Source organism: Microbacterium sp. SD291 (genome assembly GCF_017355365.1).
Classification (GTDB): domain Bacteria; phylum Actinomycetota; class Actinomycetes; order Actinomycetales; family Microbacteriaceae; genus Microbacterium.
This window is the reverse complement of record NZ_JADIJR010000014.1, coordinates 60,945-86,317: the sequence shown is the minus strand read 5'-3', so window position 1 is coordinate 86,317 and position 25,373 is coordinate 60,945. Positions and strand designations below refer to the sequence as shown.

The following is a 25,373-nucleotide window of genomic DNA, read 5'->3' as shown; positions in this document are numbered from 1 at the left end:
GGAGCAGAGCGCTCCGGCAGCGAGCTCGCCGCCCGCCTCGGGGTCTCCGGCCGCACGGTTCGCCACGACATCGAGCGCCTCCGCGACCTGGGCTACCCGGTCGACGCGACCCGCGGCTCGATCGGCGGCTACCGGCTCGGCGCTGGGGGCAAGCTGCCGCCGCTGCTCCTCGACGACGAGGAGGCGGTGGCGGTGACGGTCGGACTCCGCGCGGCGGCCGGCATCTCGGGTATCGCCGAATCCGGCGCGAGGGCGCTCGCGAAGCTCGAGCAGGTGCTGCCGTCGCGCCTGCGCCCGACCGTCGACGCGCTGCGGTCGAGCGTCGATCGCGCACCGGAGAACAACGACACCGATGCGGCGGATCCCGAGGTCGACGCCGCCGCCCTGCAGGCGATCGCGAGTGCGATCCGCAGCGCGGAGTGGCTGCGATTCGACTACGAGGACGACCCGGTGCTGGTCGAGCCGTACCGCCTGCTCACGTGGTTCCGCCGCTGGTACCTCGTCGCGCGGGATCCGCAGTCGGGCGAATGGGGCACGTACCGCGTCGATTGGATGGAGCTGCGGATGCCGACGCACCGGCGCTTCGACCCGCAGCCGCTGCCGGGCGGCGACTACACGGCGTTCGCGATGCGCACGATCGCCGTGAGCGGGTGGGTCGTGCACGCCCGCCTGCGCATCGACGCACCGGCCGAGGCGGTGCTCGACCGGATCCACGCCGCGGTCGGCGTCGTGGAGCCGGTCGACGACGAGCACTGCATCCTCGTCACCGGCGCCGACAGTCTCGACACCGTCGCCGCCTACATCGGGATGCTGATGATGGACTTCACTGTCGAGAGCCCGCCCGAGCTGATCCCGCGCCTGCGGCTGCTCTCCGAGCGCTATGCGCGCGCCGTGGCTGGTTCGGCCGCGCCATGATCAGGCGGCGCCGTATCTCGTGATGATCTCGGCGGTGAGCGGCGGCCAGATGCGCTTGTGATCCTCGCCGAACGGGACGCCGGAGAGGAAGGCGGCGGCGAGGTCGCGTGAGCGGTCGATGAACAGGAAGCTGCCCTGCGCGCCGAAGTGCCCGGCGGTCTCCGGCGGGAGCGTGTCGCTCAGCCAGTGCGGGCTCTTCTCGCCCTTGATCTCGAAGCCGAGACCCCACGTGTTGTCGGCGAACGAGCCGTAGCCGGGCACGATGCCCCGCAGGCCCGTGTGCGACACCATGAGGGCGAGGTCGCGCAGTGCCGCGGGGATCAGCGTCGGTCGCAGCACCTCCCGCCCGAAGACCAGCAGGTCCTCGATCGAGGCGCGGGCGCCGGCGGACGGCCGCCCGGTGACGTCGGTGCGCTCCATCCCGAGCGGAAGCACGACCTCGCGCCGCATCCAGTCCGCGAAATCCATGCCCACGGCATCCGCGACGTGCGCGGCAAGAGCGTCGAAACCGGCATTCGAGTAGATCCGCCGCTCCCCGACCGGCCGCAGCGGCCCAGCACCCTCCATCGGCATCCCGCTGGTGTGGTCGAGCAGATCCAGCACCGTCGCACCCGGCGGTCCCGCCGGCTCGTCCAGGTCGACGAGGCCCCGCTCGATCGCGACGAGCACTCCCCACGCGGTGAGCGGCTTGGTCACGGATGCCAGCGGCAGCACGGCCCGCGGATCGCCCTGCACCGCGAGGGTCTCGTCCGGTCCGGTGACGCCGACGAGGGCCGGATGCGGGAAGCCGTCGGTCGCGGCGAAGGTCGTCGTCTCCACACGGACATCGTCCCACGCGGAGCGGATCGACGGCGAAGGCCGGGACGATTCCGTCCCGGCCTTCTCATCGGTGTGCGCTCAGGCGCCCTTGAGACGCTCGGCGAGGTACTGCTGCAGCTCGTCGATCGCGACCCGCTCCTGCGCCATCGTGTCGCGGTCGCGCACGGTGACCGCGCGATCGTCGAGGGAGTCGAAGTCGACGGTGACGCAGAACGGGGTGCCGATCTCGTCCTGACGGCGGTACCGGCGCCCGATCGCGCCGGCATCGTCGAAGTCGACCGACCAGGAGCCGCGGAGCGTGTCGGCGACCTCGCGGGCCAGCGGCGAGAGCCGCTCGTTGCGGCTGAGCGGCAGCACCGCGGCCTTGACCGGCGCGAGACGAGGATCGAGCTTGAGCACGGTGCGCACGTCGGTGCCGCCCTTTGCGTTCGGCACCTCCTCCTCGACGTACGCGTCGACGAGGAACGCCATCATGGCGCGCGTCAATCCGAACGACGGCTCGATGACGTACGGCGTGTAGCGCTCGCCGGAGGCCTGATCGAAGTAGGTGAGGCTCTGGCCCGACGCCTCGCTGTGGCTCGACAGGTCGTAGTCGGTGCGGTTCGCGACGCCCATCAGCTCGCCCCACTCCTTGCCCTGGAAGCCGAAGCGGTACTCGACGTCGATCGTGCCGGCCGAGTAGTGCGCGCGGTCCTCCTCCGGCACGTCGAAGCGGCGGATGTTGTCGGCGTCGATGCCGAGGTCGACGAACCAGTCCCAGCACGCCTCGACCCAGTGCTCGAACCAGTGCTGAGCATCCGCCGGCGGAGTGAAGAACTCGATCTCCATCTGCTCGAACTCGCGGGTGCGGAAGATGAAGTTGCCGGGGGTGATCTCGTTGCGGAACGCCTTGCCGACCTGGCCGATGCCGAACGGCGGCTTCTTGCGGCTCGCGGTGAGCACGTTCGAGAAGTTCACGAAGATGCCCTGGGCGGTCTCGGGGCGCAGGAAGTGCAGGCCCGACTCGTCGTCCACGACGCCGAGGTAGGTCTTCACGAGGCCCGAGAACGACTTCGGCTCGGTGTACTGGCCCTTGTTGCCGCAGTTCGGGCAGGGCACGTCGGCCAGGCCGTTCTCGGCCTTGCGACCCTTGCGGGCCTCGAAGTCCTCGACGAGGTTGTCTGCGCGGAAGCGCTTGTGGCAGCTGAGGCACTCGACCAGCGGGTCGGTGAATGTGGCGACGTGACCCGACGCCTCCCACACCCGCTTGGGCAGGATGATGCTGGAGTCGAGACCCACCATGTCGCCGCGGCCGCGCACGAACGTCTGCCACCACTGCCGGCGGATGTTCTCCTTGAGCTCGGTGCCGAGGGGCCCGTAGTCCCAGGCCGAACGCGAGCCGCCGTAGATCTCACCCGCCTGGAACACGAACCCGCGGTGGCGGGCGAGGGCGATGACCTTGTCGAGGCGGGACTGTTCGGCCACGGTGGCTCCAATGGTCGGATGCTGCGGGGAGAAGCCCGTGATCACGGGCATCCACAATCTTAGCCGCGACCGGCGGATGCCTCTCGGCCCGGTCAGGTGCGGGGGAACGCCTCGCCGCCGCCCGATGCGAGAGCCTCGGCGACGATGCGGATGTGCTCCGCGCCCATCTCCTGCGGCATCGCCGGCAGCATCCCGTCCCAGAAGGCGAGGACGGCGCCGCGCCCCTGCATCATCCCGGCCGGTCGCGCCAGCGCCCACAGGTGCAGGTGCGCCGAGCCGTCGTTCCAGCGGGCGAAGTGGCAGCGGGCGACTCCGGGGATGCTCTTCACCGCTTGCGAGATGCGCTGCATCAGCGGACCGTAGGCGGCGAGCACCTCATGCGGGGCGTCCTCGAGCAGCCAGTGCTCGCGCGGCGAGATCGCGCCGATGAACGGGAGCCCGCCGACGTCCCACCCGGCCCGGACCTGCCACAGGTCGTCGTGCCAGATCGTGTGCTCGCTGGGCAGGCACGAGGAGCAGCTCTCCGGGTCGACCTCGCCGCCGCGGGGCTTCTCGGGCACCAGCATCGGCTCGAGCGGTCGCATCGTGATCTCCTCGAACGCCCAGGGCAGGCCGTCCGTCAGAGGTGCGGCGTCCGGGCGCTCGCCGATCGGGAGGCGCGCGTGGAAGGCGGTGTCTGCGGGATGCTGTTCGAGCTCGCTCATGCTGTCATCGAACCACAGCCCGCGCGCACTCGGCGGAACAGCCGGGGGCTCACTCGGTGAAGAGGTAGCCGCGCTTCGTGTCGAAGCCGGCGATGCGGAGGCCGCGTCCGAGCGTCTCCTCCATCTGGGCGCGGAGGCGCAGGCGCCATTCGTGCGCGGCCTCAGGGTCGGAGACGCGCATCGCCTCGATGTCCGTCGGGATCTCGAGAGCCGCGACGACCGCGTCGTCGGCCGGAGGCCTGGCGATGTCGGCCAGCGCCCACTTGACGTCGAGCCGGTCGCTCTCGTCTCCCGCGTCACCGCCGCCGAAGATGCCGTACACGTTCACCGAGTAGGCGGTCACGCGCGCGCCGAGCACCGTGAGGAAGAAGTGCGCGTTGCGCGCGACGAGCGGGTCGAACGTCCAGGTGATCTGCCCGACGTCGCGGGAGAACGCCCACTGGCGCTGGTGCTCCTTGAGCTCGCGGCCCCAGCCGCGCCCGCGGTACTCCGGCAGCAGCGCGGTGATGTGCGAATGCATGGCACGCCGGCCCGGCTCGCCGAAGAACGCGATGGAGGCCCCGACCATGCGCTCGTCGTCGCCCTCGCCGTCGAAGAGGCCGACCACGTAGTTGCCGGACTGCTGCAGCGCGCGCAGCGTGCCGGCGTCGATGACGCGCTCCTTGCCGCGGATCGCGTCGAGCACGCCCTGCGCGTCGATGATGAGTTCAACGGTGTCGAGATCACGGATGGTTCGCACGAACCCAGTCTGCCCCTCTTGCGGCCTTTCCGGGAATCGGGCCCAGTCAGGGGATGCCGGTTCCCGTTCGTCGGATGCCGGTGCGATGATCGGTTGATGGATCAGCGCGTCAGCTTCATCACCCTCGCGGTCGCGGACATCGCACGCAGCCGCGCCTTCTACGTCGACGGGCTCGGCTGGGAGCCGGTCTTCGCCGGCGACGACGTCCTCATGCTCCCGATCGCGGACCGGGTGATCCTCTCACTGTGGTCGATCGAGGGGTTCACGGCCGAGATCGGCGAGGCGCCGGCATCCGGTCTCGCACCGATCACGCTCGCACACAACCTGCGCACGCCCGCCGAGGTCGACGACGTGCTGGCCGAGGCGGCTCTGCTGGGAGCGCCGGTGAGCCCTGGGCGGCAGCGGGAGTGGGGCGGCTACTCCGGTTACTTCGCCGACCCCGACGGATTCCGCTGGGAGATCGCGGTCAATCCGGGGGCCACCGGCGACTTCGTGCTGCCGGGCTGAACCAGGCGGCCCCTCTGACCCTGCCGCCCGCTCACAGGCGCCGATACGTCATATGCGTGACGAGCGAGGTGGCGCGGACGGACGTGCGCACCAGCCGCTGCGGCGGCACCCCGTCGAACACGCGCTCTCCGGCGCCGAGGATGCACGGCGTGACGTGCATCCGCAGCTCGTCGAGGAGGCCGGCCGCGAGGAACTGATTGACGGTGCGGGCGCCGCCCGCGATCGAGATGTTCCGCTCCCCCGTCGCCACCCGTGCCCGCTCCAGCGCCGCCTCGATGCCGTCGGTCACGAAGTGGAACGTCGTGCCGCCCTCCATCTCGATCGAGTCGTGCGGGTGGTGCGTGAGGACGAACACGGGCCCGTGGTACGGCGGGTTCGGGCCCCACCAGCCGCGCCAGTCGCGATCCCACTCGCCGCGCACGGGGCCGAACATGTTGCGTCCCATGATCGTGGCACCCGAGTCGACGATCGCATCGACCTCGGCGCTGTTCTCCTCATAGGCGTCGAACATCCAGCTGTGCAGCCAGCTCTCGTCGATGTCGCCGAACGGCGCCTCCTCCCGTTGATCGAGGCCGGTGGCGAAGCCGTCGGCGGAGACGGAGATGTCGCTGTAGACGATGCCCATTCGCTGCTCCTCGGTGATCGCGTCGCCCTCTGGTCTGCGCGGTCGGGCGGCCGGCCGTCAACGGGTGATCGTGCGAGGATCGGGGTCGCCCGCCCGCGGCGGGCGCAGGCGATCGGGCACCGGCCACGGCAGCACGAACTGCGCGGTCGCCGGTCTGGTCATGTCGCCGAAGTCGTCGACCTTCGCCACGATGCGCCCCGGGGCGCCCTCCTCATCGGGCGTGACCTCGAGGATGCGCACCCGGAGCGGCCGGTCGGCCTCGCCCTCCAGCATCCACGGGTCGGCGAGCCAGGCGATGCCGTGCTCCTCGAGAGCCTCTTCGGCGTCGAGCCATTCGGTGGGTGCGGCGACAGCGCGGCCGAGGACGTCTACGGCGACCCACTCTTCGCCTTCGCGGTGGATCCAGCCGAGCAGTTCTCCGTCGTCGCGGCGGTGCGGGGTCCAGTCGGGGCGCGGCATGGTTCGAGGTTAGCCGCGCGGCTGTGGCGAGCGCCTGCTTCCCGCGGGTGCGGGGTCAGAAGTGCATCTGGGATGCCCTCCAGCGATGCGCTTCTGACCCGGCACCGAGCGGCGGATGCGCTTCTGACCCGGCACCGAGCGGCGGATGCGCTTCTGACCCGGCACCGAGCGGCGGGTGCGCTTCTGACCCCGCACCGGATGCCGAGGCGCTCACCCCGCGCAGGAGGTCAAACGAGCATCCCGAACGACGCCGGCGGATGCGTTTCTGACCGGGCACGGAACGGCGGATGCCTGTTCGACCCCGCACCCGGCGACACGACCCAGTCAGCCGCGCGCCGGGCTCAGTGCGTGTACTCCATGAGCTCGACGCCGAGCACCCGGAACGCGTCGTGCGCGCGCAGCCGGTGCGTGATCGAGAGGTCGTCGAAGCAGACGATCAGCGAGTACGCGATCCCGGCGCGCGGACCGGCGAGCACGCCGGCCTCGGCGCGGACGCCGCGATCGCGACCCGTCTTGTTGATGAACAGCAGGCCGTGCGCGTCGTGCTCGTGGGCGAACGGATCGAGTCCGGTGGATGCCGCGACGAGGCTGAGGTCGTGGTTCAGGCTCAGCCACTCGGCCACCTGCGCGCTCACGGCCGGGTCGACGACCTGCGAGTTCACGAGTGCCGAGAACAGGCCCGCGAGCTCGCGGGTGGAGCCGACCGCGACATGCGGGGCGTCGTCGGGGCCGCGCTCGTCGCGGAACCGGTCGAGCAGGGCGGTGCGGCGAAGGCCGAGCGACTCGATGCGGGCGCTGACCCGCTCGTGCCCGACTCGCTGCAGGAGGGTGTTCACCGCGATCGGGTCTCCCGAGGTCGCTGCGAGCACCGCGAGATCCTCGAGCGGCAGCGCGGGCGCGTGCAGGTGACGCCACAGGCCCGCGGTCGTGACCGGCTCGACTGCGGTGCGCTCAGCGATCTCCAGCTCGTCGAGGCTGCCGTCGGCGAAACCGGCCGCGACCTCGATCAGCAGCGGGACGATGCCGAGTCCCGCGATCGGCATCGTGACATGGTCATCGCCGGCGAGCACGTGCACATGGCTGTCGAGATCGACGACGTGCACCGACACCTGCGCCCCGGCATCCGCCAGCGTCTCCAGCGATCGAAGCGTCGAGACGAACGACCGGCGACCCGCGGCGGCGCGCCGGGGCAGCCGCCTGCCCGCGCTCTGAGAGCGCCGGAGCATTGCGTGCGACCCTTCGACAGGCTCAGGGACCGAGGGTTTGGAGGAGCCCACGCGTGATCCTTCAGAGGGGGGTGGATGGCGGGATGCCGCGAGGCTCATCCCTCAGCGGCATCGCTATCGTAACCCCCGCCGCGGTCGTTCATTCACGAACGCCGGAGAATGGTCACCAGATCGTCACACGCGCGTCCTCGGGGAGCCAGAGCGCATCGGATTCCGCCACATCGAACGCCTCGTAGAACGCGCCGATGTTGCGCACGATCTGGTTGCAGCGGAACTCGTTCGGCGAGTGCGGGTCGATGGTCAGCAGACGCAGCGTCTCGGCGTCGCGGCTCTTCTGCTGCCACACCTGCGCCCACGACAGCAGCAGCCGCTGCACGCCGGTGTATCCGTCGATGACCGGGGCGTCGGCGCCGCCGAGCGACAGCTCGTATGCCTTCAGCGCGATGCCGAGCCCGCCGAGGTCGCCGATGTTCTCGCCGATCGTGAGAGCGCCGTTTACGTGGTGCTCGCCGTCCAGTCCCTCCGGAACCAGCGCGTCGTACTGCGCGATGAGCGCCTTGGTGCGCTCCTCGAACGCCGCGCGATCGGCATCCGTCCACCAGTCCTCGAGCTTGCCGTCGCCGTCGTAGCGGCTGCCCTGGTCGTCGAATCCGTGACCGACCTCGTGGCCGATGACCGCGCCGATGCCGCCGTAGTTCGCGGCCGCATCGCGCGACGCGTCGAAGAACGGGTACTGCAGGATGGCCGCCGGGAACACGATCTCGTTCATCGACGGGTTGTAGTACGCGTTGACCATCTGCGGCGGCATGTGCCACTCGGTGCGATCGATGGGCTTGCCGACCTTGTCGACGTGCCGGTCGTGCTCGAACATCGCTGCGCGGCGCACGTTGCCGAACAGGTCGGCGCGGTCGATCGTGAGCGTCGAGTAGTCGCGCCACACCTCGGGGTGCCCGATCTTCGGGGTGAACGCGTCGAGCTTCGCGAGCGCGCGCTCACGCGTCTCGGCCGTCATCCACTCGAGCTCGGTGATGCTCTGCCGGTACGCCTCGATGAGGTTCTCGACCAGCTCGTCCATCGCCGCCTTGGCGTCGGCCGGATAGTGCCGCTCGACGTAGACCTTGCCGATCGCCTCGCCGAGCGCACCCTCGGCGACCGAGACGCCGCGCTTCCAGCGCTCGCGGATGGCGGGCACTCCCGACAGCTCGGTGCCGTAGAACGAGAAGTTCTCCTGCACGAGGTCGTCGGTCAGGTACGGGGCGGCCGCGTGCACGACCTGGGCGCGCAGCCACGCCTTCCAGTCGTCGAGGCGCCCCGGGGTGAGCAGCGCGCCGAGTCCCTCGAAGAAGCTCGGCTGGGAGACGACGACCTCATCGAAAGCGGCGGGGTTCGACGGGGAGACCGCCTCGCGCCACGGGGCGAGGTCGACGCCGGCGAGCGTCTGCAGCTCGCCCCACGTCTTCAGGTTGTACGTCTCGACCGCGTCGCGGCTGCGGACGTTGTCCCAGTGCTGCGCCGCGATCTCGTGCTCGAGGGCGATCGAGCGGTCGGCCTGCGCCTCGGCATCCGCGATGCCCGCGAGCGCGAGCAGGCGCCCGAGGTGCTCGCGGTACTTCGCACGGGTGCCCTCGAAGGTGTCGAGACGGTAGTAGCTCTCGTCGGGCAGCGAGAGGCCCGACTGCACGAGGATCGGCACGTAGCGCTCCGGGTCGCCAGGGTCTCCGTCGACGTAGAGGCCGATCAGATGCGCCCGCCCGTCGCGGTCGTAACCGCCCACGGTGCGCAGGAACGAGGGGATGCCGTCGATCGCATCGATCTCGGAGAGGGTCGAGGCGAGCGGGGCGACGCCGTCTGTGGCGATGCGCTCCGTGTCCATGAAGCTCGCGAACAGGTCGCCGATCTTGCGGGCGAGGGTGCCGCCCTCCGCGTCCTGCGACTCCTCGATGATCGCGCGGACGTCCTTCTCGGCCTGCTCGGCGAGCAGGTGGAACGAGCCCCAGCGGGCCTTGTCGCCCGGGATCTCGGTGCGGTCGAGCCATGCGCCGTTCACGTGACGGTACAGGTCGTCCTGCGGGCGGATGTCGGAGCTGAACTCTTCTGTGGCGAGGCCGGATGCGAGCGCGGCCTCGGCGCCGGTGGGGAGAACGTCAGTCATGCGACCCAGCCTAAGCGCCGTGCGGACGTTCGCGGCAGGATCACCATCCGGTCGCGAGGAGCGACTGCGCGAGGATCGCGAACACGATCTGCCCGCCGAGCAGCGTCCGTCGGGTCGAGGCGCCGAAGAGGGCGAGCCCGATCGTCGCCCAGGGCACGAACGGGAGCCAGATGCGCTCGACCTCCGCCCTGCTCATGTTCGACAGATCCGCCGCGAGCACCATCAGCCAGGCGGCCGCGCACAGGATCAGCACGGTCGCCTGCGGCGTCCACCCGGCATCCGCTCCCCTGCGGGCACGGAGTCGCGCGATCACCCAGGCCACGACGGCCGCGAGCGACGCGCCGATCGCGGGCCCTGCGCTGATGCCGAACGCCGCGAGGTTTCCCCACGTCCAGTACCCGGGCGGGCGGCGCGAGGCCACTCCGTCCCAGTACCGCTGCTGCAGCACCGGGAACGCCTCCCACCAGGCGAATCCGTTCAGGGCGAAGGCGCCGACGACGCACAGTGCGGCGGCGGCGGCGATCGGCAGCGGAGTCCAGCAGCGCCCGGCGATCAGCACGGCGACGGCGAGGATGCCCAGCAGCGGCAGGCCGTAGGAGAGCATCACGCAGTATCCGAGCAGCAGGCCTGCGCCGATCGACCAGCCGACCTGCCGCACACCGCGGGACCGGGTCGCGAGTGCGAGCGCGCAGATTCCCCACGCCGCGACAGCCGCGAACATCCCGTCGCCCGAGACCGCGACCCAGATCGCCGAGGGCGTGAACACCAGAAGGGGCGCGACGCCGCGCGCGAGGCGCTCCGCCCCGAGGGCGCGCAGCGTGATCAGCACGGCCATGACCGTGGTCGCCCCGACCAGCAGCACGGCGAACCCCGCGCCGAGCGCGCTGCCGAGCCCGAGCCGCACCAGCACGACGAAGAAGAGCAGCGCCGCCGGCGGGTGACCGGCGATGTGCACCGGCCAGTTGTCCTCGTGCGCGAAGGGGATGCGCTCGACGTATTCGCGCAGCGTCGCCCCGAAGTCGTCGACCTCTCGCGCCGTGCCGAGGTACTCGTAGCGGTGATCGAGGATCGTGCCGATGCCGTCGAGGCCGTCGACCGTCGCGAGCGCGAACATCCACAGGGCGGATGCCGCGAACGAGAGCAGTACGAGCCGCCCCCATCGCGCGGATGCCGCCAGCCGAGGCCCCCAGACGACCCCGGCCGCGCCGAGGAGCACCGCCAGCGGCGTGCCCGGCCCGAGCCGCGGCATCCATTCGGCGTGCAGCGGCGGGAGGGAGACGTGCACCTTCCAGCCGGTGAGCGCGGGGACCGCCATGGCCGCGGCGATGAGCAGGAGGACCGCGGCGACGCCCCACGCCGCGGTCCTCGCACCCGGGCGGGCCCCCTCGACGCCGTTCATCCGCTCGCTCTGGCTCGAAGCGGCGCTGCGGCGAACTCGCGCACGCCCTCATCGAAACCGACCTTCGCGCGCCAGCCCAGCTCGCCCTGCAGCCGGTCGGCGGATGCCGTGATGTGCCGCACGTCGCCCATCCGGAACTCCCCGGTGCGCACCGGTGCAGGTCCGCCGAAGGCCGCGGCGAGCCCGTCGGCGAACTCGCCGATCGTGCGCGGCACCCCGGTCGCGACGTTGAACGCTCTCGCGGTCGCAGGCGCCGCCGAACCCGTCCAGCGGAGTGCCGCGATGTTCGCCCCGGCGACGTCGCCGACGTGGATGAAGTCGCGGCGCTGCGCGCCGTCCTCGAAGACGCGCGGTGCCTCCCCGCGCTCCAGCGCCGAGCGGAACAGCGACGCGACACCCGCGTACGGAGTGCCCTGCGGCATCCCCGGGCCATACACGTTGTGGTACCGCAGCATCGCGGCGCGGCCGCCGCCCTGCGCCCAGGTGCGTGCGAGCAGCTCCTGCTCGAGCTTGGTCGCCGCATAGACGTTCCGGGGGTCGCACGGCTGGTCCTCGCCGATCGAGATCGGCACGAGGGGCTCGCCGGTCTCGGGCGAGAGCGGCTCGAAGCGGCCGGCCTCGAGGTCGGCGCGGGTCCGCGGCGGCGCCTGCATCAGCCGGTCGCCGTCGAGATACAGCCCCTCGCCGTACACGACCATCGACGAGGCGAGCACGAGCCGCTCGATGCCCGCGTCCGCCATCGCGGTGAGCAGCACGGCGGTGCCGAGCGAGTTCGAGGAGACGTAGTCGGGCGCGTCACGGATGCTGACGCCGAGCCCGACCTTCGCGGCCTGATGGCACACGGCGTCGACGCCCGCGAGTGCTCGGCGCACGACCGCCTCGTCGCGCACATCGCCTCTCAGGAACTCGGCGTCGGCGGGCGGAGACTGGCCGGCGGCGTGGACGTCGGGGCGAAGCGAGTCGAGCACCCGCACGCGCCAGCCGGCGGCGAGTGCCTCGGCGACGACGGCCGAGCCGATGAAGCCGGCACCGCCGGTGACCAGCAGCGTCTCCGTCATCTCGAGCTCATCCCTGCCACCTCAGCAGCGCGTCCACGACCTCGGGCGCGAGTCGCTGCGGCGGCCGGTGACCGTGAGGCACCGCGGCGATGATGGCCGAGACCGAGGCGCTCAGCCGCGGTTGCGCCTGCGCCATGACGGCGAACACGCGCTCGGCTGTCGCCGAGGTGTCGGCATCGGAGGTGCCGCGCTCGGTGTCGGTGTCTGTCACGATCGCGAGGTTCACGTGCGCGAAGCCGAGCTCGGCGGCCAGTGCCGCCTCCGGCAGCTGCGTCATGTTGACCAGGCTCGCGCCCATTGCCCGGTGCCACTGCGCCTCAGCCGCCGTCGCGAACCGCGGCCCCTGGATCACGACGCTCGTGCCGGCCGGGTGCACCCGCTCGCCGAGCCCCTGCAGCGCCGTGAACGCGATCTCGCGCAGGGTGCGGTCGTACGGCTCGGCGAACGGCAGATGCTGCACGCCGGCGCCGTCGCCGTCGCCCTCGAAGAGGGTGTCGCCGTCGAAGAAGGTGTCGGCCCGGCTGTGGGTGCGGTCGATGAGCTGGTCGGTGAGCACGAAGTCTCCGGAGAGGAGCCGCGCGTCGAGGCCGCCGACCGCATTGGTCGACAGCAGGATGCTCGCTCCGAGCCGGCGCAGGCCCCACAGCAGCGCCCGCGCGTTCACCCGGTGCGGAGGCACCCGGTGCCCGGCGCCGTGACGCGGGGCGAAGGCGACGCCCCGGCCGTGCAGCCGGCCGGTCGTGATCTCCGGCACCCTCCCCCAGGGTGAATCGCGCGGGGGCAGCACCGCCCGATCGGCCAGGTCGAGGCCCTCGAATCCCGAACCGCCGATCACCGCGAACTCGATCTCGGCGTGCGCCTGCGCATCCGTCATGAGAACAGACTGCTCGCGTCGAGGGCTCCGTGGCCACCCATTTCCTTACACCCCGATGACAGCCGTGGCCTCCGATCCGCACCGTCACCGCTCTGTAATCGGATCGGCGAGCGTCCCGCCTGGACGGTTCGCATACTGAGGGCATGGGCGGCGACAGCACGGCGGGCTCGGTCACCGAGCGGGTCTCGGACGCGCTGCGGCAGCGGTCGGAGCGGGTGCAGCGCGCGCTCGGCTCACCCCTGCGGACGACGCGGATGGCGGTCGTCATCGGCCGGTTGCTGGGCGGCGCCTTCGTGATCTGCTTCTTCACCGGCCTGTACAGCCACCTCCTGCAGGACCCGCTGCCCTGGCTGCCGCTTCCGGCGCGGCCCGTCCACCTCTACGCATGGAACCAGGGGGGGCACGTCGTCGTCGGCACGATGCTGATCCCGCTGCTGCTCGCCAAGCTGTGGACGGTGTTCCCGAAGCTGTTCACCTGGCCGCCGGTGCATGGCATCCTCCACCTGCTCGAACGGATCAGCGTTGCGGTGCTCGTCGCGACCGCGCTGATGCAGCCGGTCACCGGCCTGCTCGATGCGCTGCAGTGGTACCCCTGGGGCTTCTCGTTCCGGCGAACCCATTTCGCGCTCGCGTGGGTGCTTCTCGGCGCGATGGCCGTGCACATCGCAGTGCATCTGCCGACAATCACGCGGGTGTGGCGGGCGGATGCCGGAGAAGCGGATGCCGAGCGGTCAGACGATGCGGACACCGTGAGCGGTCAGGAGGCACGCGATGAGCGGTGAGGTCTCGCGGCGACGGTTCCTGTGGGGAGTCGGCGGCGCCTCCGCGTTGTTCGGCGCCGCAGCCCTCGCGCACGCGACGAGCCCGATCGGACCGTTCAGCCTGAAGGATCCGCGCTCCCGCATCGGCAGCCCGCAGGATCTCCCGGTCAATCGCTCGGCACACCAGGCCGGCGTCACCGCACTCGCGCAGGATCCGGGCTGGACGCTGCGGCTCGGCATCGGCAGCGCAGCGATCGCGCTCTCGCTCGCCGACCTCGACGCCCTGCCGCAGCGCACCGAGGTGCTCCCGATCGCCTGCGTCGAGGGGTGGACGGTCGATGCGACCTGGACGGGGGTGCGGCTGCGCGATCTGCTCGCACTCGTCGATGCGCCGGATTCCGCCACGATCAGGTTCCGCAGCCTGCAGCAGCGCGGGGCGTTCCGCGAGACCACCATGCCGGCCCCGTTCGCACGCGACCCGCTGACCCTCGTCGCGCTGCGGCTGAACGGCGAGCGTCTCGACCTCGACCACGGGTACCCGGCGCGCGTGATCGCGCCTGGGCGCCCAGGGGTGCTGCAGACCAAGTGGCTCTCGGCGATCGAGGTGGCCTGATGCGCGCCGCCAGGATCGTGCTCGTCATCGCCGGCATCCTGCTGTCGGCCTGGGGCGCATGGCTGCTGGTGAGCGGGCAGGATCTCGGTCAGCTGCTCGGCGTCGTCGTCTGGCTCGCCGCGGTCGTGATCGTGCATGACGGGATGCTCGCGGCTCTCAGCGCCGTCAGGAGCCGGATGCGCGGATCAGGCGCGAGCGAGCCGGACGAACGCGCGCCCTGACACGGCCCAGGTCTCGGCGATCTGGAGTCCGGTGCCGCCGAGATGGCCTCGCAGCGCGTCGGCGCCGACGTCGTACCAGGGGAAGGCCGAGCTCGAGCGCCCGTCGTCGTCGACCACGGTCGCCTCGTAGCCGCGATCGGTCGCCGGAACGGGGTCGACCTCGACGATGATGCCGGCGTCGGCGGAGACGATCTGCGCGCACCTCGTGAGCAGCGGCTGTGGCGCCCCGCCGATGCCGATGTTCCCGTCGAGCAGCAGCAGGGTCCGCCACGAGCCCTCCTGCGGCAGATGGTCGAATACCGATCGGTGCAGTGCGGGCAGGCCGAGGGCCCTGGTCCGCTCGACGGCGGTGCGGGAGACGTCGACGCCGAGGCTGAGGTGCCCGGCGCGGATCGCCGCGTGCACCATCCGGCCGGGGCCGCAGCCGACGTCGAGCACCGGTCCGCGCACGCGCGAGATCACCGAGTCGTCTGCGGCATCCGCTGCCGCGAGGAAGCGTCCGATCTCCACGTGCCTGCCGCCGTCGGCGCCGAGCTCGATCAGGCGCAGCGTGCCGCCGCCGTTGCGCAGCGCGAAGTCGTAGGGGGCGTCGCCGCCCGCACCGTAGTGAGCCGCCAGCGCCTTGCTCATGATGCCTCCCTGACCGAGCCGGCTGAGCTGACAGAGCCGACAGAGCCGGCCGTCAGCGTTCGGAGCAGCCGGGCCAGATGCCCGCCGGCCGGCAGCACGGCGGCGACCTCCCGCAGGGACGCCAGGTCGTCGATGTCGGTCAGCTGCGGTGCGTCCGCCACCCGCAGCCCTGCGTCGACCAGCCGCCCGCGCTGCCGCCGCCCTGTGTCCGGCGCCGACATCGGCACGCCCCGCACGAGGTCGCCCCGCCGTCGCCCGCCGAGCCGCCGGGGCGCGATCTCATCCAGACCGAGCAGCCAGAATCCGCCGTCGGCGGCGGGACCGAACCAGGCGTCGACATCGTACGGCCAGTCGTCGGCGATGCCGCGCAGCATCCGCGGGTCCACCTGTGGCGTGTCCATCCCGATCAGCAGCACGCGCCCGGTCCACTCGTCCACCACCGCCGCGATGCGCTCGTCCAACTCCCCCGGCACCTGCGGGATCGACCGGAACCCGGGGCGCACGGGAACCTCGCCCTGTGCGCACACCAGCACGGGGAGCCCTGTCGCGGCGACCGCGTCGAACGTGTCGGCGAGGCTCGCGGCGGCGATCCTGGCGGCATCCGTCAGGCTGAACGGCGGATGCAGGCGCGTCTTCACACGTCCGGGCACGCATTCCTTCGCCATCACGATGATGGTCGTCGGGCGCTTCTCAGATCGAGTGCTCATGCGAACCTCCGCAGGGCCCGCCGCATGTCGGTGACCGCCGTGACGGTGCCGCGCACCGTGCCGGTGACCTTCGACCGACCGAGCCGCGGGCGGTAGTCGACATCCGTCTCGCTGATCCGCAGATCCGACTTCCAGGCGCGCAACAGCAGTTCCAGGGGGTAGCCGCTGCGGCGATCCTCCAGCCCCAGAGCGAGCAGCTGCTCCCGCCGGCCGGCCCGGAACGGTCCGAGATCGTGCACCGCGAGCCCGGTGCGCCGGCGCACCATCGCCATCAGCACCGTGTTCGCGAAGCGGGCGTGCACGGGCCACGCCGACATCCGCACGACCCGGCGCCGTCCGAACACGAGGTCGCTCTCGCCCCGGTGCACGGGGCCTGCGACCCGGTCGAGCTGGCCGAGATCGAACGACCCGTCGGCGTCGCAGAAGGCCACGACCGGTGCCGTCGCCGCGCAGAGTCCCGCATGCACGGCTGCGCCGTATCCGCGGACCGGCGCCTCGACGACGAGCGCCCCGAGCCTGCGGGCGATATCGGCCGAGCCGTCGGTCGAGCCGTTGTCGACCACGATCGCCCGCGCCCCCTCCGGGAGCGCACCGAGCACGCCGGGGAGGGCAGCCGCCTCGTTCAGACACGGCAGCACGACGTCGGTGCGGATCCTCATACCGCGACGTTAGGGAGGCGGGTCGTCGCCGGGAACGGGGAACTCCTTACGAACCGAGGAAGGATGCTCTCGGATGCGGGTTACCCGGTTGCACGAGGCCCTGCCGAACCTACGATGAGAGCATGACGCAGCTGCCTGGGGACGCCCCCGAGCTCGCAGATCGCCGGGTGCTCGTGATCGAGGACGACGCGATGGTGAGCGAGGTCGTGCACTCCTATCTGCGCGCCGCCGGCTATCTGGTCGACACCGCCGTCGACGCATTCTCGGGGCTCGCGGCGGTCTCCGAGACCTCGCCGGATCTGGTGGTGCTCGACCGGATGCTGCCCGGCATCGACGGGGCGGAGGTGTGCCGCCGCATCCGCTCCGAATCCGTGGTGCCGATCATCATGCTCACCGCGCTCGGCTCCGAGGAGGATCGCATCGACGGACTCGAGGCCGGGGCCGACGACTACGTCGTGAAGCCGTTCTCCCCTCGGGAGCTCGTGCTCCGGGTGAACTCGGTGCTCCGCCGCAGCCTGCCCGAGTTCGCGCGGGAGGCGCCGTTCGAGCTGGGCCCCTTCCACCTCGACCCGTCCGCGCGCATCGTGAGCAGAGACGGGGTGCCGCTCGAGCTGTCGGTGCGCGAGTTCGACCTGTTCGCGTTCTTCCTGAAGCATCCGCGGCAGACTTTCGACCGCCCGACCCTCCTGCGCAGCGTCTGGGGCTGGGATATCGGCGACCTGTCCACCGTGACCGTGACCACCCGGCGGCTGCGCGAGAAGATCGAGGACGATCCGGGCAACCCGGCCTTCCTCGTGACCGTGTGGGGCGTCGGATACCGGCTCGAACTGGGGAGCCCCTGATGCCTCTCGCAGACGTCGCGGCGATCGCCGGCATCGCGCTCGCTTGCGCCCTCCTCGTCGGCCTGGCGGGCGTCGTCGCACTGTGGCTGCTGCGGCGTCGCTCCCTGATGGTGCAGCTGTGCGTCGTGATCCTCGCGGTCGTGCTCTCGTTCGCCGCCGGGGTGCTCGCGGTCGCCGAGGCGATGTACATCTCCCCGCACGACCTCCTCGTGGTCGTGGTCGTGACCGTCATCTCGGCCGTCGTGGCGCTCGGGGTGGCGGTGCTGCTGTCGGCGCAGCTCGTGCGCGGCATCCGCTCACTCCAGCAGCTGACGCACTCGGTGGGCGACGGCGCGCTGCTCGACGGCACCGGCTCTCTCGCGGTCAACGCCGACTTCACCCGCGTGGCCGACGAGCTCGTCGCGACGAGCGAGCGGCTCGCTGCGGCGCGCGACGAGGTGCAGCTGCTCGACCGGTCGCGGCGCGAGCTGATCGCGTGGATCTCGCATGATCTGCGCAGCCCCCTGGCGGGGCTCAGGGCGATGACGGAGGCGCTCGACGACGGCCTCGCCGAGGATCCGGCGCGCTTCCATCGGCAGATGCGGCGGCAGGTCGATCACATGACCGACCTGGTCGACAGCCTGTTCCAGCTGTCGAAGATCACGTCGGGCACGCTTGTGCTGCGGCCCGAGCCGATGTCGCTGCACGACCTGGTCAGCGACGCGGTCGCCGAGCTCGCGCCGATCGCGCAGGCGAAGGGCGTCTCGCTGGTCGAGCTGACCAGCCCCGATCACACGGTGGTCGGCGACGTGCGCGAGCTCGCCAGGGTGATGGTCAACCTGCTCGCGAACGCGATCGAGCACACGCCGGAGAACGGCACGATCCGCATCAGCACGGCCAGGGAGGACGACGCGATGCTGCTGTCGGTGCAGGACTCAGGGGCGGGCATCGCCCACGACGACCTGACGCGCGTGTTCGAACCCGGATGGCGCGGCACGGATGCCCGCACCCCGGGAGCCGGCATCCACGGCACGAGCGGAGCGGGGCTCGGGCTGGCGATCGCCCGCGGCATCGTCGAGGCGCACAACGGGGCGATCAGCGCCCACAACACAGGAATCGGCTCGCGGTTCGACGTCAGGCTGCCGGTCGGGGCGTGACCCCGGTTCACCCGCGGAGAGCTCGTCCCCGCGGGTGATGCGGGATCGGCGGTCAGGCGGGCCCCAGCCCGCACACCTCGAAGGCTGCGCCGATCTGCGGGCCGTACACGGCGAAGAGGTGATCCACGCCCGCGCCGTCGGCCATCCAGTCTCCCGCCGCGCGGTTCTCACCGAGGGTGTGATGCCCGAAGACCAGCGTCGACGTGTCGACTCCCTGCTCCTCCAGGGAGGAGTTCAGGCATTCGGCGGCATCCCCGGCGAACATGGCGATGATGTCCGCGAGCGGCGTCCACTGCTGCGAGTTGGCCGCGCTCTCGTTGCCCTTGTCGGAGCGGTTCGGGATGAAGCATTCGTGCGCGAACGCGCTGGCGCCGCTTCCGAGCACCAGCGCCGCGGTCAGGCCCGAGACGACACCCGCGCGGGTGAGGAACTTCTTCACAGAGGTCATGTCATTCCCTTCGTCAGAACCGGGTCGGTCGGCCCGATCTACTAGAGGTATAGTCCTGCGATCTCCGCATGTCAATGATTTTCTCCAGACGATATATGAAATCGGGAGAGGCGGCGGGTCGCACGGAGTTCGCGTGCCTCGGCTCGCACCCGTCCAGCGCCCTCTGATGCCCTTGCGCCTCGCTACGCTCCGAGCAGCACGGCGGCAAGGGCGCCTGCGAGCATCGACGGCCCGAATGGCAGCGATCCGCGCAGCGTGACTCGACGCAGCGCGAGCATCACGACCGCGATGATCCCGCCGCACAGGAACGCGCCGACGAGGCCCACGAGCCAGGTGCTCAACCCGAACCAGCCGAGGAGCAGCCCCAGCGGCGCCGCGAGTTTGACGTCGCCCATGCCGATCGACTTGGGCGAGATGATCGCCAACACGACGTAGACGGCGAACATCGCCGCGGCTCCGGCCAGCGACCAGAGAAGGCGCAGCCAGTCCCCCGTCAGCGCGGCGGCGAGCACCAGCGCCGCCATGATCGCTCCGATCATCGACACGATGACGGCGTTCGGCAGGCGGAACTCGATGATGTCGACCAGCGTGAGCACTGTGGCAGTGGCCGCGAACACCAGCGCGGCAGGCAGCACGCCGACTCCGGCGCCGTCGCCGAGGCGCCAGGCGATCAGTGCGAAGGATGCTGCGGTCAGTGCGGTGGAGGCGATGCGGATGCCGCGGGGCGACGTGTTCCGCTTCAGGCTGTGGCGTGTCCAGAGGTGGAGGGGCCAATAGCCGAGGATGGCGCCGAGGAGGGCTGCGATGGCGATGAGCAGCGGCAGCGAGGCCACGGCCGAAATGGCAACCATTGGTGAGCGGAGGTGGTCAGGTACGGCTGAAGGCGTCGATGATGCCTGCCACAGCAGGCGTCATGACGACGATGAACAGCACCGGCAGCAGACAGAAAATCAGCGGGAACAGGATCTTCACCGTCACCTTCTGCGCCTGCTCCTCGGCGCGCTGTCTCCGCTTGATACGCATCTCACCTGACTGCACGCGCAGCACATCACCGAGGGCGATGCCGTAGAGATCGGCCTGCACGACGGCACGAACGAAACGGCGCAGCTCGTCGACGTTCGTGCGGTACTCCAGCTCGTGGAACGCGTCCTTGCGGGTACGTCCGATCGCCATGTCCTGCTGCACTCGTACCAGCTCGTCGGACAATGGTCCACTCCCGCCACGAGCGGCCTTCATCATCGCGGCATCGAAGCCGAGGCCGGCTTCGACCGCGACCGTCATTTGGTCAAGCGTGTCCGGCAGAGCGCGCTTGATCGCCTCCTGCCGATCATGCGCGCGCGAGTTGATCAGCGCATCGGGCAGGAAGAACGCGATCACGACTACGACGAAGACCATCAGAACGACGAGCGGCGGCGATCCGGTGCGACCGAGCACGACCAGACCCAGTAGAAGCGCGATCAGGGGCAGCACGATCTTCCACACGACCATCGTGCTCGGCGTCCACCCCTTGGGCCGGCCAGCGAACACGACCTGCTTCTCGAGCCAGCCGATGTATCCGCGAGGAGCCGCAGCAACCAGACGCGAACCGATCGACCCCTGTTGCACGGGGCCGACCTGGGGCACGAGCACGGCGCCGGCAGCCTCGGCATCAGCGAGGTCGGTGGCCGCGGTGCGCTTCTTGCGCGCAGGGAACATCAGGAAGACGAACACCCCGAACAGCAGGGCTGTGGCCCCGGCAATGGCGAACATCAGCGGGGACGTCATAGCGTCACCTTCACAGAGTGCGACACCCAAATGGTGCCGACGATGAGCAGCACGGCAGCCACGATCAGCGCGATCACACCGACCACGGTTGTGAAAAAGAACGAAATGTATGCCGCGTTTGCAACGGTGAGGAATAAGAACACGCCGATCGGCAACATCACGAGGATGATCGCGGAAAGCCGGCCTTCGGCTGAGAGCGCCTTGACGTGACGGCGGATCTGGCCGCGCTCGCGAATGGTCACGCCGACCTGATCAAGAACCTCGGCGAGGTTGCCGCCGGTCTCCTGACTGATCGCGATCGCCTGCGTCACCCACTCGAAGTCGGTACTCTGCATGCGCTGTGCGACCGTGTGCAGCGCATCGGCGAGCGGTCGTCCAAGTCGCGTTTCGTTGACCACTCGGGCCAGTTCGTGGGATGCCGGTGCATCACTCTCTGCGGCAACTGCTGCGATCGCACGGTTGAGTCCGTGACCAGCTCGAAGGTTCCCCGCGACCATCTGCACGAGGTCGTCGATCTGGTCGGCGAACTTCGCCCGGCGCGCAGACGTGCGAATTATGAGCAGAATCTTGGCGAGCAGCGGCCCGAGCAGCGCGAAAATGAGGGCTAGCAGGAGCGACAAACCTCTGCTTATGCCGAGCACGGCGCCCAGCAAGGCGAGGAGCCCGGAACCCGCGGCGACCAAGATGACGAAACCCGACGAGGCAGTCTCGATTCCCGCGAGTTCGAGCTCCTCGGCTCCAAAGAGCCGACGACGATTCTTCGCGCCTGCGGCATCGAGGGCCTCAGCCGTGCGCAATGTCGCCCGAGAAAGCGCGGTGACGTGCGCCTGCCCCGGCGCGAGCCGACGTGCGCGCGCGACGCGGGGGCCCGGTGGGGCGATCACCATGAAGACAAGAACGAAAAGAAAGAGCGCCCCGAGTACCAGGCCGCCGACCAGAAGCATCGGGTTCATCGGGTCCCTCCAGGGTGAGGATCGTCGAAGACGCCTTCCTGGAACAGCGACATCGGCAAGTTGATCCCGGCATCGGCGATGCGCTCAGCGAAGCGGGGCCGGACACCGGTCGGCTTGATCCGCCCGAGCATCCGACCCTCGGGATCGAAGCCGGAAGAATAGTCGAAGGCGAAGGCATCCTGCAGGGTGATGATGTCGCCCTCCATACCATGCACCTCGGTCACGTGCGTGACGCGGCGACCGCCGTCCTTGTGCCGCTGGATCTGCACGATCACATCGACGGCCGAGGCGATCTGCTCGCGGATGGCACGCAAGGGCAGATCCATCCCTGCCATCAGCACCAGGGTCTCCATGCGGCTGATCGCGTCGCGCGGCGAGTTCGCGTGGACCGTCGAGATCGACCCCTCGTGTCCGGTGTTCATCGCCTGCAGCATGTCGAGCGACTCAGCGCCGCGCACCTCGCCGACGACGATGCGGTCGGGTCGCATGCGCAGCGAGTTGCGCACGAGATCTCGGATCGTGACCTCACCTCGGCCCTCGATGTTCGGCGGCCGGGATTCGAGGCGCACCACGTGCTCCTGCTGAAGCTGCAGCTCGACCGCGTCCTCGATGGTGACGATGCGCTCGTCGCCGGGGATGAAGGCGGAGAGCACGTTGAGCAACGTCGTCTTTCCCGTACCGGTACCGCCCGAGACGATCACGTTGAGCTTCGCCTTTACAGCCGCGTCGAGCACCGCGGCGACCTGGGGCGAAAGCGAGCCGAAGCCGATGAGGTCGGTGACGGTGTACGGGGTCGCCGCGAACTTTCGGATCGTAAGCGACGAACCGTCGACCGCGAGCGGCGGAATGATGGCGTTCACACGAGATCCGTCTTGCAGGCGTGCGTCGACCATTGGCGAGGACTCGTCGATGCGGCGGCCCACCCGGGCGACGATGCGTTCGATCACGCGGCGCAATTGCGGTTCACCGGTGAAACGCGTAGCGACGGGCAGTATGCGCCCTCGAACCTCTACGTAGATGTTGTCGAAGCGGTTGACCATGATCTCGGTGACGTTCTCGTCGTCGAGCAGCGGCTCGAGCGGACCGTAACCGAGTACGTCGGCGCCAATGTCGTCGATCAGCCGGTTGCGCTCGGCGATCGTCAGCGCGAGCTGCTCTCCGGCGACGATCTCCGCAAGCTCCTTACGGGCGAGTTCATGCAGCTGCGCCTCGGTGAGTGTCGAGTCGTTGAGCCGGGTTCCGATGCGAACGAACAGTTCCTGCGCGGCCTTCTCCTTCACCCCGGCGAGCGGATCGACGACCGGAGCGGGCGGGGGCGCTTCGGCCAGGCCGAACGCGACCTCTACGCCGCTCTGGGACCCGGTCGGCGCTTCGCTTCCGTTCTCCACGAAGACCGGCGGCGGGGGCGGGAAGGCTCCGGAATCGGGCTGGTCGGGAGCGGCCCAGGCGGGCAGCTCTCCGGGCTCGACGTGCGTGGCAGGATCGGGCGACTCCGGGGTGCGTCGGTTGGCATTCAGGCGGTCATAGAGGCTCATGGTCTGCGGTGCCTCCTCAGAGAACGGGAACGTGCCTCGGGTGCGATCTGCGTGACGAGGTCGATGAGTGCGCGTGCCGCGTGATCCCGAGGGTCATCGTCGATAAGCGGAATCCCTCGGTTGCTGGCAAGCAGCACAGCAGTTGAGCGAGGCACCTCGACATCGACGGGCGCGCCGATGATGTGCTCGGCATCCTTCACCGTGATGCCGATGTGCTTCTCACTCCGGTTCACGACGATGCGGCGGTTTGCGGGGATGAGTCCGAGCGTGCGAAGCATCTCGAGTTCGGTGCGAAGGGCGCGCAACGACGGAACGGCGAGGTTCGCGACGAAGATCGCATCCGTCACGTGCTCGATGACCGTGAGCGTCTGCTCGTTGAGACCCGGGGTGGTGTCGATGATGACGTATCTGAAGATCCCACGCAGCTGCTGGATCAGACGACCGAGGGAGTGCGGCGTGATCTGGTCGCCCAACTCCGGAGACGGGGCACTCGCCACTACGAAGAAGTTGTCTTTGTGATGGGTCAGCGTCGTTTTCAGGATGAGTTCGTCGACGGCGGCATCCGAGGTCGCCTCAACGACCGTGCCATCCGGCATGAGGTCGAGAGCCGCGGTGATGTCACCGAACTGTGTGTCGGCGTCCACCAGCACGACGGAGTTCGGTGCGATCTTAGCCAGGCCCGCGGCCAGATTGATCGACAGAGTCGTTTTACCCTGCCCACCCTTGGGCGCGAGCACCGCGATCGCCTCGGGCCGCTGGTCGGATTCGAGAGGCGGAAACTCCCACTGCGGCGGCTCCGTCTCAGCGAATACGTCAATCGCCTCCGCAGACGGATCCTCCTCCTCTTCGGCGATGACGGCGAGCGATACGTCCCCCGAGTCCACAGACGGCAGAGCGGCAGGTTCAGGCTCTTCGGACACGACCTCTTCGGGCTCACCCATGAGTTCGGCGAACGCGCGCCGCCGCTCATGGATCTGTGGGTCAGCTTGGGGGCGGAAGTCGTCAGTGACAGCCTTGCCCTCGTTGATGAGCCACCGGGCGACCTGCGCGATCAGCTCCTTCAGCTCATCGTCGGCCGCCAACGGGCTGACGACGGCGTGCAGATGCAGGTCGTCGACCCAGTCTTCGAGGTCGCTGCGCTGCTCGCGCACGACGACGAGCGCAAGGTCGGGGAAACGCGCGATGAGTTCTTCCGCCACAGAGCGGGTCTCGTCGAAGTTCAACACAGGGCCGAGGAACGCGATCTTCGGCGCATCGCCCGCTTGTTCGGCGATCACCTCGGCGCCGAACGTCAGATAGACACCCGGCACGACTGCGAGCCGTCCGCCGAGCAACTCACGCAATCGTGCTTCGAACTCGGCAGACCTGCTGACGAGCAGAAAGGGGACACTCACCAGGCGTTCTCCACAGAGACTCCGGCCGCTCCGGAGTTGTCGGTGGTCGGGTTCTCAAGGGTGAGCCACATTTCGGCGTACTCGTTCTCTTGTTCACCCTGGGCCCACCAGACCCAGCGCTCGGCATCGAACGCGCTGAGCGCGATCGTGACCATGATGCTCGAACCCGCGTCCTGTTCGACCGTCTCACCCTCTTGGCCGTCACCCGTCGGCTTCGCAACACCCTGTACGCGAGTGACCAGTACACCGTGGAACGCAAAGCGCGAGATCGGGTTGATTATGTCTTCAGCGTCGCCAGCTTCGTCTGGCTCAAGGGTTCCGATCATGCCGATGCGGTCGCCTGCCTTGACTTCCCCGCCGACGACGCGGTCCGCGGGGAGCGTGAATGACAGCACCTGCATGCCCGTCGGCACCGGCACGCCGCCGGACTCAGCGATGTCCGCGGGCTTCACGAATCGAGCAGCGCTCAACTGATCACCGGGAAGCAGGTTGGCGGCGGCGAGAAGCCCTTCGAGATCGGTAAGGTCGGTGACCGCTTCGGGCACCAGGTTCCTCTCCGGCACCGTATCCACGACAACAAAGGTCTTGATCTGCTCACCCGGCGTGCCCCGAGGAATCTCCTCCTTGACAACGTAGACCTCGGTGAGCTCAGCACCCTGCTGCGCCCGGAGATCAGCGCCTCGTACGTAACTAACGAGCACGAATGCTCCGACGACAGCGAGGACGAGCGCGAGAATGGCGCCGATGATGCGGGTCTTCATGTGGCTAT

General features: G+C 69.8%; 28 protein-coding genes. 7 read left to right on the top strand and 21 right to left on the bottom strand.

Going from position 1 to position 25,373, the window contains the following annotated elements:
• Positions 1 to 915 (top strand): YafY family protein (locus IPV10_RS10025; RefSeq protein WP_207483334.1); only part of this gene is annotated, 915 nt, incomplete at its 5' end.
• Here IPV10_RS10025 and IPV10_RS10020 read toward each other — a convergent pair.
• The 4 genes from IPV10_RS10020 to IPV10_RS10005 all read right to left on the bottom strand — a co-directional run bounded on the left by IPV10_RS10020 (position 916) and on the right by IPV10_RS10005 (position 4,641).
• A complete protein-coding gene (locus tag IPV10_RS10020) occupies positions 916 to 1,734 on the bottom strand; it encodes a serine hydrolase (RefSeq protein WP_207483332.1) in 819 nt (272 codons plus the stop codon). It abuts the gene before it with no gap.
• A 78-nt stretch (positions 1,735 to 1,812) separates the two neighbouring features.
• On the bottom strand, positions 1,813 to 3,198 hold the full coding sequence (locus IPV10_RS10015; RefSeq protein ID WP_207483340.1) for a glycine--tRNA ligase: 1,386 nt from the start codon (positions 3,196 to 3,198) through the stop codon (positions 1,813 to 1,815).
• A 92-nt stretch (positions 3,199 to 3,290) separates the two neighbouring features.
• A complete protein-coding gene (locus IPV10_RS10010; RefSeq protein WP_207483330.1) occupies positions 3,291 to 3,902 on the bottom strand; it encodes a hypothetical protein in 612 nt (203 codons plus the stop codon).
• 49 nt (positions 3,903 to 3,951) lie between these two features.
• Positions 3,952 to 4,641 (bottom strand): GNAT family N-acetyltransferase, encoded by a 690-nt coding sequence (locus IPV10_RS10005; RefSeq protein ID WP_207483328.1) that lies wholly within the window; start codon positions 4,639 to 4,641, stop codon positions 3,952 to 3,954.
• Between the two features lie 96 nt (positions 4,642 to 4,737).
• On the opposite strand from IPV10_RS10005, the gene IPV10_RS10000 reads away from it, so the two are divergent.
• Positions 4,738 to 5,148, top strand: a complete 411-nt coding sequence (locus IPV10_RS10000; protein WP_207483326.1) for a VOC family protein — start codon at positions 4,738 to 4,740, stop codon at positions 5,146 to 5,148.
• Positions 5,149 to 5,179: 31 nt separating this feature from the next.
• Here IPV10_RS10000 and IPV10_RS09995 read toward each other — a convergent pair whose 3' ends face one another.
• The 7 genes from IPV10_RS09995 to IPV10_RS09965 form a co-directional block, all read right to left on the bottom strand.
• Positions 5,180 to 5,773, bottom strand: coding sequence for a dihydrofolate reductase family protein (locus IPV10_RS09995; protein WP_207483324.1), 594 nt, complete (start codon positions 5,771 to 5,773; stop codon positions 5,180 to 5,182).
• 57 nt (positions 5,774 to 5,830) lie between these two features.
• Entirely contained in the window at positions 5,831 to 6,232 is a 402-nt protein-coding gene (locus IPV10_RS09990; RefSeq protein ID WP_207483322.1) for a hypothetical protein, read from the bottom strand.
• A 341-nt stretch (positions 6,233 to 6,573) separates the two neighbouring features.
• Positions 6,574 to 7,458, bottom strand: a complete 885-nt coding sequence (locus tag IPV10_RS09985) for a serine hydrolase (RefSeq protein WP_242684835.1) — start codon at positions 7,456 to 7,458, stop codon at positions 6,574 to 6,576.
• Between the two features lie 163 nt (positions 7,459 to 7,621).
• On the bottom strand, positions 7,622 to 9,610 hold the full coding sequence (locus IPV10_RS09980) for a M13 family metallopeptidase (RefSeq protein WP_207483318.1): 1,989 nt from the start codon (positions 9,608 to 9,610) through the stop codon (positions 7,622 to 7,624).
• A 40-nt stretch (positions 9,611 to 9,650) separates the two neighbouring features.
• Complete coding sequence (locus IPV10_RS09975) at positions 9,651 to 11,009, bottom strand: hypothetical protein (protein WP_207483316.1); 1,359 nt, start codon at positions 11,007 to 11,009, stop codon at positions 9,651 to 9,653.
• Positions 11,006 to 12,067, bottom strand: coding sequence for an NAD(P)-dependent oxidoreductase (locus IPV10_RS09970; RefSeq protein WP_207483315.1), 1,062 nt, complete (start codon positions 12,065 to 12,067; stop codon positions 11,006 to 11,008). The genes IPV10_RS09975 and IPV10_RS09970 overlap by 4 nt, the downstream gene beginning before the upstream one ends.
• Positions 12,068 to 12,074: 7 nt before the next feature.
• Positions 12,075 to 12,941, bottom strand: coding sequence for an MTAP family purine nucleoside phosphorylase (locus IPV10_RS09965; protein WP_207483313.1), 867 nt, complete (start codon positions 12,939 to 12,941; stop codon positions 12,075 to 12,077).
• Between the two features lie 143 nt (positions 12,942 to 13,084).
• Between IPV10_RS09965 and IPV10_RS17015 the strand changes: the two genes are divergently transcribed.
• From IPV10_RS17015 to IPV10_RS09955, 3 genes are read left to right on the top strand one after another with little or no spacing between them, the layout of a single operon-like run.
• A complete protein-coding gene (locus tag IPV10_RS17015; RefSeq protein ID WP_242684834.1) occupies positions 13,085 to 13,723 on the top strand; it encodes a cytochrome b/b6 domain-containing protein in 639 nt (212 codons plus the stop codon).
• Positions 13,713 to 14,315 carry a molybdopterin-dependent oxidoreductase gene (locus IPV10_RS17010; protein ID WP_242684833.1) on the top strand — a complete coding sequence of 201 codons (603 nt, stop codon included), beginning with the start codon at positions 13,713 to 13,715 and terminating at the stop codon, positions 14,313 to 14,315. Before IPV10_RS17015 ends, IPV10_RS17010 begins: the two co-directional genes overlap by 11 nt.
• Positions 14,315 to 14,536: a hypothetical protein gene (locus IPV10_RS09955; RefSeq protein ID WP_207483311.1), complete on the top strand. Its 222-nt coding sequence runs from the start codon at positions 14,315 to 14,317 to the stop codon at positions 14,534 to 14,536. Before IPV10_RS17010 ends, IPV10_RS09955 begins: the two co-directional genes overlap by 1 nt.
• On the opposite strand, the gene IPV10_RS09950 is transcribed toward IPV10_RS09955, so the two are convergent.
• The 3 genes from IPV10_RS09950 to IPV10_RS09940 are packed head-to-tail and all read right to left on the bottom strand — an operon-like array spanning position 14,501 to position 16,532.
• Positions 14,501 to 15,166: a class I SAM-dependent methyltransferase gene (locus IPV10_RS09950; RefSeq protein WP_207483309.1), complete on the bottom strand. Its 666-nt coding sequence runs from the start codon at positions 15,164 to 15,166 to the stop codon at positions 14,501 to 14,503. The two genes, IPV10_RS09955 and IPV10_RS09950, sit on opposite strands and share 36 nt — an antisense overlap.
• Positions 15,163 to 15,873 carry a DUF2064 domain-containing protein gene (locus tag IPV10_RS09945; RefSeq protein WP_207483307.1) on the bottom strand — a complete coding sequence of 237 codons (711 nt, stop codon included), beginning with the start codon at positions 15,871 to 15,873 and terminating at the stop codon, positions 15,163 to 15,165. Before IPV10_RS09945 ends, IPV10_RS09950 begins: the two co-directional genes overlap by 4 nt.
• Entirely contained in the window at positions 15,870 to 16,532 is a 663-nt protein-coding gene (locus IPV10_RS09940; protein WP_207483305.1) for a glycosyltransferase family 2 protein, read from the bottom strand. The genes IPV10_RS09945 and IPV10_RS09940 overlap by 4 nt, the downstream gene beginning before the upstream one ends.
• A 122-nt stretch (positions 16,533 to 16,654) precedes the next feature.
• On the opposite strand from IPV10_RS09940, the gene IPV10_RS09935 reads away from it, so the two are divergent.
• Both IPV10_RS09935 and IPV10_RS09930 read left to right on the top strand, forming a co-directional pair.
• A complete protein-coding gene (locus IPV10_RS09935; RefSeq protein ID WP_207483303.1) occupies positions 16,655 to 17,374 on the top strand; it encodes a response regulator transcription factor in 720 nt (239 codons plus the stop codon).
• On the top strand, positions 17,374 to 18,510 hold the full coding sequence (locus IPV10_RS09930) for a sensor histidine kinase KdpD (RefSeq protein ID WP_207483301.1): 1,137 nt from the start codon (positions 17,374 to 17,376) through the stop codon (positions 18,508 to 18,510). Before IPV10_RS09935 ends, IPV10_RS09930 begins: the two co-directional genes overlap by 1 nt.
• Positions 18,511 to 18,562: 52 nt before the next feature.
• On the opposite strand, the gene IPV10_RS09925 is transcribed toward IPV10_RS09930, so the two are convergent.
• From IPV10_RS09925 to IPV10_RS09895, 7 genes are all read right to left on the bottom strand, one after another.
• Positions 18,563 to 18,958, bottom strand: a complete 396-nt coding sequence (locus tag IPV10_RS09925) for a hypothetical protein (RefSeq protein ID WP_207483299.1) — start codon at positions 18,956 to 18,958, stop codon at positions 18,563 to 18,565.
• 182 nt (positions 18,959 to 19,140) lie between these two features.
• Positions 19,141 to 19,809 (bottom strand): prepilin peptidase, encoded by a 669-nt coding sequence (locus IPV10_RS09920; protein WP_207483297.1) that lies wholly within the window; start codon positions 19,807 to 19,809, stop codon positions 19,141 to 19,143.
• 16 nt (positions 19,810 to 19,825) lie between these two features.
• Positions 19,826 to 20,722 carry a type II secretion system F family protein gene (locus IPV10_RS09915; RefSeq protein WP_207483296.1) on the bottom strand — a complete coding sequence of 299 codons (897 nt, stop codon included), beginning with the start codon at positions 20,720 to 20,722 and terminating at the stop codon, positions 19,826 to 19,828.
• Positions 20,719 to 21,675 carry a type II secretion system F family protein gene (locus tag IPV10_RS09910; RefSeq protein ID WP_207483294.1) on the bottom strand — a complete coding sequence of 319 codons (957 nt, stop codon included), beginning with the start codon at positions 21,673 to 21,675 and terminating at the stop codon, positions 20,719 to 20,721. The genes IPV10_RS09915 and IPV10_RS09910 overlap by 4 nt, the downstream gene beginning before the upstream one ends.
• Positions 21,672 to 23,210, bottom strand: coding sequence for a CpaF family protein (locus tag IPV10_RS09905; protein WP_207483292.1), 1,539 nt, complete (start codon positions 23,208 to 23,210; stop codon positions 21,672 to 21,674). Before IPV10_RS09905 ends, IPV10_RS09910 begins: the two co-directional genes overlap by 4 nt.
• Entirely contained in the window at positions 23,207 to 24,604 is a 1,398-nt protein-coding gene (locus IPV10_RS09900; protein ID WP_207483290.1) for an AAA family ATPase, read from the bottom strand. Before IPV10_RS09900 ends, IPV10_RS09905 begins: the two co-directional genes overlap by 4 nt.
• Complete coding sequence (locus IPV10_RS09895; RefSeq protein ID WP_207483288.1) at positions 24,601 to 25,365, bottom strand: Flp pilus assembly protein CpaB; 765 nt, start codon at positions 25,363 to 25,365, stop codon at positions 24,601 to 24,603. The genes IPV10_RS09900 and IPV10_RS09895 overlap by 4 nt, the downstream gene beginning before the upstream one ends.
• Positions 25,366 to 25,373: the final 8 nt, after the last annotated feature.

What these genes read in the sequence shown, in the direction of transcription:
- IPV10_RS10010 (WP_207483330.1), bottom strand. Translation starts at nt 3,902, where the DNA reads ATGAGCGAGCTCGAACAGCATCCCGCAGACACCGCCTTCCACGCGCGC.
- IPV10_RS10000 (WP_207483326.1), top strand. Translation starts at nt 4,738, where the DNA reads ATGGATCAGCGCGTCAGCTTCATCACCCTCGCGGTCGCGGACATCGCA.
- IPV10_RS09995 (WP_207483324.1), bottom strand. Translation starts at nt 5,773, where the DNA reads ATGGGCATCGTCTACAGCGACATCTCCGTCTCCGCCGACGGCTTCGCC.
- IPV10_RS09990 (WP_207483322.1), bottom strand. Translation starts at nt 6,232, where the DNA reads ATGCCGCGCCCCGACTGGACCCCGCACCGCCGCGACGACGGAGAACTG.
- IPV10_RS09985 (WP_242684835.1), bottom strand. Translation starts at nt 7,458, where the DNA reads ATGCTCCGGCGCTCTCAGAGCGCGGGCAGGCGGCTGCCCCGGCGCGCC.
- IPV10_RS09980 (WP_207483318.1), bottom strand. Translation starts at nt 9,610, where the DNA reads ATGACTGACGTTCTCCCCACCGGCGCCGAGGCCGCGCTCGCATCCGGC.
- IPV10_RS09975 (WP_207483316.1), bottom strand. Translation starts at nt 11,009, where the DNA reads ATGAACGGCGTCGAGGGGGCCCGCCCGGGTGCGAGGACCGCGGCGTGG.
- IPV10_RS09970 (WP_207483315.1), bottom strand. Translation starts at nt 12,067, where the DNA reads ATGACGGAGACGCTGCTGGTCACCGGCGGTGCCGGCTTCATCGGCTCG.
- IPV10_RS09965 (WP_207483313.1), bottom strand. Translation starts at nt 12,941, where the DNA reads ATGACGGATGCGCAGGCGCACGCCGAGATCGAGTTCGCGGTGATCGGC.
- IPV10_RS17015 (WP_242684834.1), top strand. Translation starts at nt 13,085, where the DNA reads ATGGGCGGCGACAGCACGGCGGGCTCGGTCACCGAGCGGGTCTCGGAC.
- IPV10_RS17010 (WP_242684833.1), top strand. Translation starts at nt 13,713, where the DNA reads ATGAGCGGTGAGGTCTCGCGGCGACGGTTCCTGTGGGGAGTCGGCGGC.
- IPV10_RS09955 (WP_207483311.1), top strand. Translation starts at nt 14,315, where the DNA reads ATGCGCGCCGCCAGGATCGTGCTCGTCATCGCCGGCATCCTGCTGTCG.
- IPV10_RS09950 (WP_207483309.1), bottom strand. Translation starts at nt 15,166, where the DNA reads ATGAGCAAGGCGCTGGCGGCTCACTACGGTGCGGGCGGCGACGCCCCC.
- IPV10_RS09945 (WP_207483307.1), bottom strand. Translation starts at nt 15,873, where the DNA reads ATGAGCACTCGATCTGAGAAGCGCCCGACGACCATCATCGTGATGGCG.
- IPV10_RS09940 (WP_207483305.1), bottom strand. Translation starts at nt 16,532, where the DNA reads ATGAGGATCCGCACCGACGTCGTGCTGCCGTGTCTGAACGAGGCGGCT.
- IPV10_RS09935 (WP_207483303.1), top strand. Translation starts at nt 16,655, where the DNA reads ATGACGCAGCTGCCTGGGGACGCCCCCGAGCTCGCAGATCGCCGGGTG.
- IPV10_RS09930 (WP_207483301.1), top strand. Translation starts at nt 17,374, where the DNA reads ATGCCTCTCGCAGACGTCGCGGCGATCGCCGGCATCGCGCTCGCTTGC.
- IPV10_RS09925 (WP_207483299.1), bottom strand. Translation starts at nt 18,958, where the DNA reads ATGACCTCTGTGAAGAAGTTCCTCACCCGCGCGGGTGTCGTCTCGGGC.
- IPV10_RS09920 (WP_207483297.1), bottom strand. Translation starts at nt 19,809, where the DNA reads ATGGTTGCCATTTCGGCCGTGGCCTCGCTGCCGCTGCTCATCGCCATC.
- IPV10_RS09915 (WP_207483296.1), bottom strand. Translation starts at nt 20,722, where the DNA reads ATGACGTCCCCGCTGATGTTCGCCATTGCCGGGGCCACAGCCCTGCTG.
- IPV10_RS09910 (WP_207483294.1), bottom strand. Translation starts at nt 21,675, where the DNA reads ATGAACCCGATGCTTCTGGTCGGCGGCCTGGTACTCGGGGCGCTCTTT.
- IPV10_RS09905 (WP_207483292.1), bottom strand. Translation starts at nt 23,210, where the DNA reads ATGAGCCTCTATGACCGCCTGAATGCCAACCGACGCACCCCGGAGTCG.
- IPV10_RS09895 (WP_207483288.1), bottom strand. Translation starts at nt 25,365, where the DNA reads ATGAAGACCCGCATCATCGGCGCCATTCTCGCGCTCGTCCTCGCTGTC.